This is a genomic window from Flavobacterium sp. HTF (genome assembly GCF_003105115.1).
Lineage (GTDB): Bacteria > Bacteroidota > Bacteroidia > Flavobacteriales > Flavobacteriaceae > Flavobacterium.
Window position 1 is genome coordinate 1 of the sequence record NZ_QETH01000150.1, and the last position, 5,863, is coordinate 5,863.

The 5,863-nt window shown below is 30.3% G+C and carries 16 protein-coding genes; 1 reads left to right on the forward strand and 15 read right to left on the reverse strand.

What is annotated here, in order from left to right:
• Nucleotides 1-42: 42 nt before the first annotated feature.
• From DCO46_RS22835 to DCO46_RS22020, 14 genes are all read right to left on the reverse strand, one after another.
• A complete protein-coding gene (locus DCO46_RS22835) occupies nt 43-186 on the reverse strand; it encodes a class I lanthipeptide (RefSeq protein WP_165828981.1) in 144 nt (47 codons plus the stop codon).
• 5 nt (nt 187-191) lie between these two features.
• The gene (locus DCO46_RS22840; RefSeq protein ID WP_165829055.1) at nt 192-335 is read right to left on the reverse strand and encodes a class I lanthipeptide; all 144 of its coding nucleotides are present in this window, start codon (nt 333-335) and stop codon (nt 192-194) included.
• 5 nt (nt 336-340) lie between these two features.
• The gene (locus tag DCO46_RS22845) at nt 341-484 is read right to left on the reverse strand and encodes a class I lanthipeptide (protein ID WP_165828981.1); all 144 of its coding nucleotides are present in this window, start codon (nt 482-484) and stop codon (nt 341-343) included.
• Nucleotides 485-495: 11 nt separating this feature from the next.
• Nucleotides 496-633: a class I lanthipeptide gene (locus tag DCO46_RS22850; RefSeq protein ID WP_165829057.1), complete on the reverse strand. Its 138-nt coding sequence runs from the start codon at nt 631-633 to the stop codon at nt 496-498.
• A gap of 24 nt (nt 634-657) precedes the next feature.
• Nucleotides 658-813: a class I lanthipeptide gene (locus tag DCO46_RS22855; protein ID WP_165829059.1), complete on the reverse strand. Its 156-nt coding sequence runs from the start codon at nt 811-813 to the stop codon at nt 658-660.
• A gap of 2 nt (nt 814-815) precedes the next feature.
• On the reverse strand, nt 816-959 hold the full coding sequence (locus DCO46_RS22860) for a class I lanthipeptide (protein WP_165829061.1): 144 nt from the start codon (nt 957-959) through the stop codon (nt 816-818).
• Nucleotides 960-966: 7 nt separating this feature from the next.
• Complete coding sequence (locus DCO46_RS22865; protein ID WP_165829063.1) at nt 967-1,110, reverse strand: class I lanthipeptide; 144 nt, start codon at nt 1,108-1,110, stop codon at nt 967-969.
• 2 nt (nt 1,111-1,112) lie between these two features.
• Entirely contained in the window at nt 1,113-1,265 is a 153-nt protein-coding gene (locus DCO46_RS22870) for a class I lanthipeptide (protein WP_165829065.1), read from the reverse strand.
• A gap of 25 nt (nt 1,266-1,290) precedes the next feature.
• Nucleotides 1,291-1,455 carry a class I lanthipeptide gene (locus tag DCO46_RS22875; protein ID WP_165829067.1) on the reverse strand — a complete coding sequence of 55 codons (165 nt, stop codon included), beginning with the start codon at nt 1,453-1,455 and terminating at the stop codon, nt 1,291-1,293.
• Nucleotides 1,456-1,483: 28 nt separating this feature from the next.
• Nucleotides 1,484-1,624 (reverse strand): class I lanthipeptide, encoded by a 141-nt coding sequence (locus DCO46_RS22880; RefSeq protein WP_165829069.1) that lies wholly within the window; start codon nt 1,622-1,624, stop codon nt 1,484-1,486.
• 470 nt (nt 1,625-2,094) lie between these two features.
• Nucleotides 2,095-2,253: a class I lanthipeptide gene (locus DCO46_RS22885; protein ID WP_165829071.1), complete on the reverse strand. Its 159-nt coding sequence runs from the start codon at nt 2,251-2,253 to the stop codon at nt 2,095-2,097.
• A 16-nt stretch (nt 2,254-2,269) separates the two neighbouring features.
• On the reverse strand, nt 2,270-2,440 hold the full coding sequence (locus tag DCO46_RS22890; RefSeq protein ID WP_165829073.1) for a class I lanthipeptide: 171 nt from the start codon (nt 2,438-2,440) through the stop codon (nt 2,270-2,272).
• Nucleotides 2,440-2,625: a class I lanthipeptide gene (locus tag DCO46_RS22015; RefSeq protein WP_116754617.1), complete on the reverse strand. Its 186-nt coding sequence runs from the start codon at nt 2,623-2,625 to the stop codon at nt 2,440-2,442. Before DCO46_RS22015 ends, DCO46_RS22890 begins: the two co-directional genes overlap by 1 nt.
• Nucleotides 2,626-3,348: 723 nt before the next feature.
• Entirely contained in the window at nt 3,349-5,163 is a 1,815-nt protein-coding gene (locus DCO46_RS22020) for a helix-turn-helix domain-containing protein (RefSeq protein WP_165829075.1), read from the reverse strand.
• A gap of 169 nt (nt 5,164-5,332) precedes the next feature.
• Here DCO46_RS22020 and DCO46_RS22895 point away from each other — a divergent pair, with 169 nt between their 5' ends.
• Nucleotides 5,333-5,506, forward strand: coding sequence for a class I lanthipeptide (locus DCO46_RS22895; RefSeq protein WP_165829077.1), 174 nt, complete (start codon nt 5,333-5,335; stop codon nt 5,504-5,506).
• 70 nt (nt 5,507-5,576) lie between these two features.
• On the opposite strand, the gene DCO46_RS22900 is transcribed toward DCO46_RS22895, so the two are convergent.
• On the reverse strand, nt 5,577-5,863 hold a 287-nt coding region (locus tag DCO46_RS22900; protein WP_165829079.1), incomplete at its 5' end, for a hypothetical protein.

The window sequence follows — 5,863 nt, forward strand, 5'->3', positions numbered from 1 at the left end:
GAAAGCAAGCTTGTTGTTTGGGTTTTGTTTTTTCATGGTTGATTATAGTTTTGCGATTAAGAAACTGATTACTAAGTAACATGCCGGAGAGCTTCCGCCATCAACGTCATGCATTTGTGTGTCGTTTAATTCTGTAACAGCCACTTTGTTGAAAGCAAGCTTGTTGTTTGGGTTTTGTTTTTTCATTTGGATTATAATTTTGCGATTAAGAAACTGATTACTAAGTAACATGCAGGAGAGCTTCCGCCGTCAACATCATGCATTTGTGTGTCGTTCAATTCTGTAACAGCTACTTTGTTGAAAGCAAGCTTGTTGTTTGCATTTTGTTTTTTCATTTGGATTATAGTTTTGCGATTAAGAAACTGATTACTAAGTAACATGCCGGAGAGCTTCCGCCGTCTACGTCATGCATTTGTGTGTCGTTCAATTCTGTAACAGCCACTTTGTTGAAAGCCAGCTTGTTGTTTGGGTTTTGTTTTTTCATGGTTTAATTTTTTAGACAAATGTTATTACGATAGTTGGTAAAGTAATAGTACCAGCTCCACCGTTTACTTCTTTTAATTGGTTCTCGTTCAATTCTGTAACAGCCACTTTATTAAAAGCAAGCTTGTTTGTTGGGTTTTGTTTTTTCATTTTTAAAAAGATTTAAATTGTTAATTAATTTTGTGCAAGCGTGATCAAAATCAGGCTAGTACCTCCCACAATTGTGACACTTGATGTTCCACCATTCACTTCCAGTAATTGGTTCTCGTTCAATTCTGCAACAGCTGCTTTATTAAAAGCCAGCTTGTTTGTTGGATTTTGTTTTTTCATATTTAGTATAGAGTTATTGCAATTGTTTGATAAACAATTGTAGTTATACTTGCACCACCATTTACTTCGTGTAATTGGTTCTCATTTAATTCTGTAACAGCCGCTTTATTAAAAGCCAGCTTGTTTGTTGGGTTTTGTTTTTTCATAGCTTGATTATAGTTTAGATACAAGATAACTGATTGCTAAAAAGCTAATAGGTGTGCTTCCGCCATCTACGTCTTGCATTTGTTTATCATTCAATTCTGCAACAGCTAGTCTATTAAGAACCAGCTTGTTTGTTGGGTTTTGCTTTTTCATTTTTACAAGACCTGGTCTGCGATAATGGTTAACGCAATAGTCACTGCAACAGAAATTAAACTTCCGCCGTTAACATCCTGCATTTGATTTTCATTTAATTCTGCAACAGCCACTTTATTAAAAGCCAGCTTGTTTGTTGGGTTTTGTTTTTTCATGATTATAATTTTTTATGTTATTAGATTACATTAAGTCATATGTTACTTTTAGGCAGCAACAACCTGTACAAGTATCTCCTCCGCCATCTATTGAGGTTCCTCCATTAATATCCATTAATTGGTTATCATTTAATTCTGCAACAGCTATTTTATTGAAAAACAATCTGTTATTTTGGTTTTGATTTTTCATTTTTAATATTTTTAAGTTCTGTTTAGATTTATAATAAAGTCACTACGAATATGGTAATTGGGATACTACTTAAGGATGTAGAACCTGCTCCACCATTAACTTGTTGAATTTCGCTGTCATTCAGCTCCGTAATTGCCATTTTATTAAAGGCAAGTTTATTGCCGGTCAATTGTTTTTTCATTTTGATGTTTTTTTAAATTATTATTTTTCTAATTGAATCAATAAACAAGTTCTTAATCACTGTAATTTGTAGCAAATCCGGAATTTCCTTGTTTTTTGAGCATACTTTCTCCGTTTGTTATAATCCAGACTATATCAATAGTCAGATAGTAACAAGTTTTGAGTTATGACACTTTTATACAGATCAATAATCTTAAAGATTACTAATAACGAATGCCATTGATTTTGTAAATGAAGCACCGACGACCCTTGGGTCAGCAGATTTTCCTTACTGTAAATTTTATTGTAGCCACCAAGTGATGTGTGCAAGAAGTACTTTTGAAAGTGTAAAAAACCCAGAGAGGTATTTACTTTAGCAGAAGTAATTTACAGATAACTTGTAAGCGTTACGTTTTGTTAAATTCTTTTTATAAAAGAGAGTCTCCACACTCTGTTTCTATAATATTATTGAGTAAACAATTATACGACTGTTAACCAGGTACCATATCCGGTAGCGATAATAATCGATCTGATTAAATCATTTGTACCTCCTTTTATGTCGTTCAATTGATCATCATTCAATTCTGTAATAGCCACTTTATTAAAAATGAGCTTCTTATTTCCTGTTTGATTTTTCATCTGAAAAAAGGAATGATTACATTTCCTGCATTACTACAATGCTTATTTGCAAGCAACAGCATCCAGTGCAAGTGTCTCCGCCAAAAATTGTCGAACCACCATTGATTTCTCTCAGTAAATTGTCATTTAATTCTGTAACATCTGCTTTCTTAAAATACAGTTTGTTGCTTAGGTTTAGATTTTTCATTAGAATTGATTTGGTTTAATGATTGTTATTTTTGTCAATATGGGATCACAGATACAACCAGAGTTTGGGTTGGTATCACTATCACGTCCTGATATTCCGCCATTAATATTTCTTAATTGCTGAATGTTTAATTCTGTAACAACTGCTTTGTTAAAAGTCAATTTGTTTTGGTTGTGCTTTTTCATGTTTGTTTAGATTTAATTATTAATATTTTTTGTAAAATGTTTTGTATTTAAAATCAAAATTCAAATATTGAATGCGCAAGCTTGGCTAAAAAAACTTTAACCGGTTTTAATAAATAATAATTTTATAAACAGGTCAATTCAACCTGATTTTTTGATATTATTCTAAAATGAAATACTATAAACTTATTTCCTGAAAAAAAATTCAGGTCTATTTAAAAAGTTTAGTAATTCTTTTTTTGATTTTGTAAAACAAAGATTTTGATTGTTTTGCACCATCATGATCTTCAATTTTAAAAATTGAATTTCTGCTGAGCCTTTTTGGGCCTGATTGATTACTGTTAGTCATAATTTTTTTTTTTGCTAACACGGTGCTTTATAGAAGTACTTTAGAAATAGTAAAAAAAAGTTTTATTACAGACATTTTTTTTTACTTTTGTAGAAGTAATTTCTGGCAACCTTGTTAGGTATTACGTTTTTGTTAAAACACCTTATAAAACAGAGTCTCCACACTCTGTTTTATTTTTTTGTTTTTGAAGTGGCTACTCATTTTCATTTTCGCCACCCTTCAAAACCAAAGTAGAAACTAATCAGTTGTTCGGATTAATTCTGAGACAAAGTAAAATATTTTTTTCCTGCAAAAAAAATGAAAAACCCCCATATTTATAAAATAAGGGGGTTTATTTTTGTATTTAACTATTTAATCTTCAATAAGTTACAGCAAAACTAAGAGTTTTCACTTTCCTTCATCTGATTTATCTTTTTTATATAAATTGAGGGGCTAATTCCGGTTGCAACCTTAAAATATTTGGTAAAAGATTCGGGACTTTTATACCCAATTTCTTCTGCAATTGCATTAATTGAATACGATCTTAGTTTAGCATTATTCTTTAATTCAATAATAATATAGTTAATTCGCAGCTCATTTACATAAGAACTAAAGTTCTTATCCAATTCACTATTCACAATTTTAGACAAATAAGCAGTATTTGTTTTTAATCGCTTAGCTACATTATGGAGCGTAAAATCCTGCCTTAAGAACAATTTCTTTTCTTCAAGTTTAATTAGTTTGTCCAGAATTTCTGCTCTGGTAGTGTCTTTTATGATAAAATTGTTATTAATTGCCTCTTCAATATTGGTTTCAATATTCTCTGCAATTACTTCGTCATTAACCGAGTCATCAATAGTTACAATGCTGTTGCTAATAAGTTCTGTTTCTGATTCTTCTTCAAACGCTTCAGATTCGGTTCTTTCATTACTATTTATAGCTGTATTGTTATGCTGGATTTCGTTAGTTGCTTTTGCATTTTGATTTTCAAAGTTTTGAATTTTAAGTAGTAGTTCCTCAAATTTCACCTGATTTTGTATTCCTTCTTTTCTTCTTCTAATAAAAAATCCAATAAATAGTAAAAGCAAAAAGCTGGTTACACCAAGTAATATCCATTTTTGATTCTTTTGTTCTGTCTCCCTTTCCAGGCTTTCGGTAATATCAATTTTATGTAAATGGTCTATTGCTTCAATTCTCTTCTCTCCAATCTTTTTGGATTTTTCAATAAACTGACCATAATAATAGTTTGATTCAGAATAGTTTTCTATGAATTTATAGTTTTCAGCCAGAAGATAATATATCTCAGACAGACTTTCTGCCGGAATATCTTTTTTTGTCTCGTCTTTAATAATAGACTGTAAGAGTGTTATTGCCTTGTCGTAATCTTTTTGAAGCGAATATAATTTTGAAATCCTGATATTGATTTCGGTAATCAGGTTATTACTTTCTATTTCCTGAGCAATAATTAAGGCTTTTTCAAAGGTTATTTTAGCATTTTGAAAGTCCTTTTTATCGATATAAATTAAGCCTAATTGAGCCAAAAAATGAATTTCATGCTCTTTTAAGTTACTTTTTCGTGATTCTTCAATACCACTTTTTATAAAAACATAAGCAGAATCCTGTTTATTTAGATTAATGTACGTCTTTACTAAACCCAATTTTATATCAAGTTTGCTGACATTGTCAAAGCCTTTCTTAGATAAGTTCTCTTTGTATATTTTTAAGGCTTCCTGATACCTCTCTAATTCGTAAGCAATACTCCCTTTTTTTATAGAAATATAATTGTAAGCATTGATATCATTGAGTTTCTTTGACAATATAACACATTCTTCATAAAGCGTTAAAGCTTCCTGAAAATCAAATTCATTAAATAAATAGTTTGCTTTATTGATTTTAAAAACCATTTCAAGCTTTTCATTATCAATGGCATTGGCTTTTTGAATCGCCTTGTCAAAATAATAAAAAGCGCTGTCTTTTTGAGTTAATGCACCACTTAAGTCCGCCAGAAAACAATAGGTTTTTGCTTCTTCTACTACCAAATCATTGGCCTTAGCGTATTTTAAAAGTTTATAACAGTAGTATTTTGCTTTGCTTGGATTATTATATATCAAACTTTGAACAGAATCTTTATAAGTTTCAATTTTACTCTGAGAAAAAGTAAAATTGATGGTAAAAAACAAAATTAAGCTGCACATCTTATTTAATGCGTTCATATTCATTTATTTTAAAATAAAATATTGATAATAAGGTGGTTAAGCACGAGTCTGAATAGACTATTTTTATAAATCTGGGGATTTATGAGTTTTTTTAGTGGTTTTTTTGGGATAAATTCACAATATCAAATTCACAACACATTCAAAACCAATTTAAAACCCAAAGATTATGAAAAAAATTAACTTAAAAAAATTAGTGTTAAAAAAAACTAATATCATAGAATTAAATTCAGAACAATTACGTCAAATTGTTGGAGGAAATACAACTATTATAGAAGGTGTTGTTGCAGCAACTGAAAAAACAGATCCTCGCAGTATGTATTCTATGTTTTGCCCAGCTTAATGCCTAAATCTACAAACAAAAAAAAGCGACTCAAATTGAGTCGCTTTTTTTTTAAAAAGGTGCTGAGGCACTAAGGTTCTGAGGTTCTAAGTTTTTTATTATTTGGACGAACAATACTTCGTAATCTATCTAATTCGGTCCAAAGTCCAAATCCACTTGTGTCTAGCTTACTTCCTATAATTTGGAAACGTCCACATTCAAAACAAATCTTTGCTATTCCAATTGTTTTTTCTTTCTTTTTAAAAATAAAAATATCACGATATTCAGCAGAGCAGGCATATCCGTCATTCATTAATGAATCTTTTTCACTAAATATATCTTCGATTTCTTGTTGTTGGTTGATTGATAGCTTTGACC

Coding starts and splice junctions, on each gene's coding strand:
- DCO46_RS22835 (WP_165828981.1), bottom strand. CDS start 186: ATGAAAAAACAAAACCCAAACAACAAGCTTGCTTTCAACAAAGTGGCT.
- DCO46_RS22840 (WP_165829055.1), bottom strand. CDS start 335: ATGAAAAAACAAAATGCAAACAACAAGCTTGCTTTCAACAAAGTAGCT.
- DCO46_RS22845 (WP_165828981.1), bottom strand. CDS start 484: ATGAAAAAACAAAACCCAAACAACAAGCTGGCTTTCAACAAAGTGGCT.
- DCO46_RS22850 (WP_165829057.1), bottom strand. CDS start 633: ATGAAAAAACAAAACCCAACAAACAAGCTTGCTTTTAATAAAGTGGCT.
- DCO46_RS22855 (WP_165829059.1), bottom strand. CDS start 813: ATGAAAAAACAAAATCCAACAAACAAGCTGGCTTTTAATAAAGCAGCT.
- DCO46_RS22860 (WP_165829061.1), bottom strand. CDS start 959: ATGAAAAAACAAAACCCAACAAACAAGCTGGCTTTTAATAAAGCGGCT.
- DCO46_RS22865 (WP_165829063.1), bottom strand. CDS start 1,110: ATGAAAAAGCAAAACCCAACAAACAAGCTGGTTCTTAATAGACTAGCT.
- DCO46_RS22870 (WP_165829065.1), bottom strand. CDS start 1,265: ATGAAAAAACAAAACCCAACAAACAAGCTGGCTTTTAATAAAGTGGCT.
- DCO46_RS22875 (WP_165829067.1), bottom strand. CDS start 1,455: ATGAAAAATCAAAACCAAAATAACAGATTGTTTTTCAATAAAATAGCT.
- DCO46_RS22885 (WP_165829071.1), bottom strand. CDS start 2,253: ATGAAAAATCAAACAGGAAATAAGAAGCTCATTTTTAATAAAGTGGCT.
- DCO46_RS22890 (WP_165829073.1), bottom strand. CDS start 2,440: ATGAAAAATCTAAACCTAAGCAACAAACTGTATTTTAAGAAAGCAGAT.
- DCO46_RS22015 (WP_116754617.1), bottom strand. CDS start 2,625: ATGAAAAAGCACAACCAAAACAAATTGACTTTTAACAAAGCAGTTGTT.
- DCO46_RS22020 (WP_165829075.1), bottom strand. CDS start 5,163: ATGAACGCATTAAATAAGATGTGCAGCTTAATTTTGTTTTTTACCATC.
- DCO46_RS22895 (WP_165829077.1), top strand. CDS start 5,333: ATGAAAAAAATTAACTTAAAAAAATTAGTGTTAAAAAAAACTAATATC.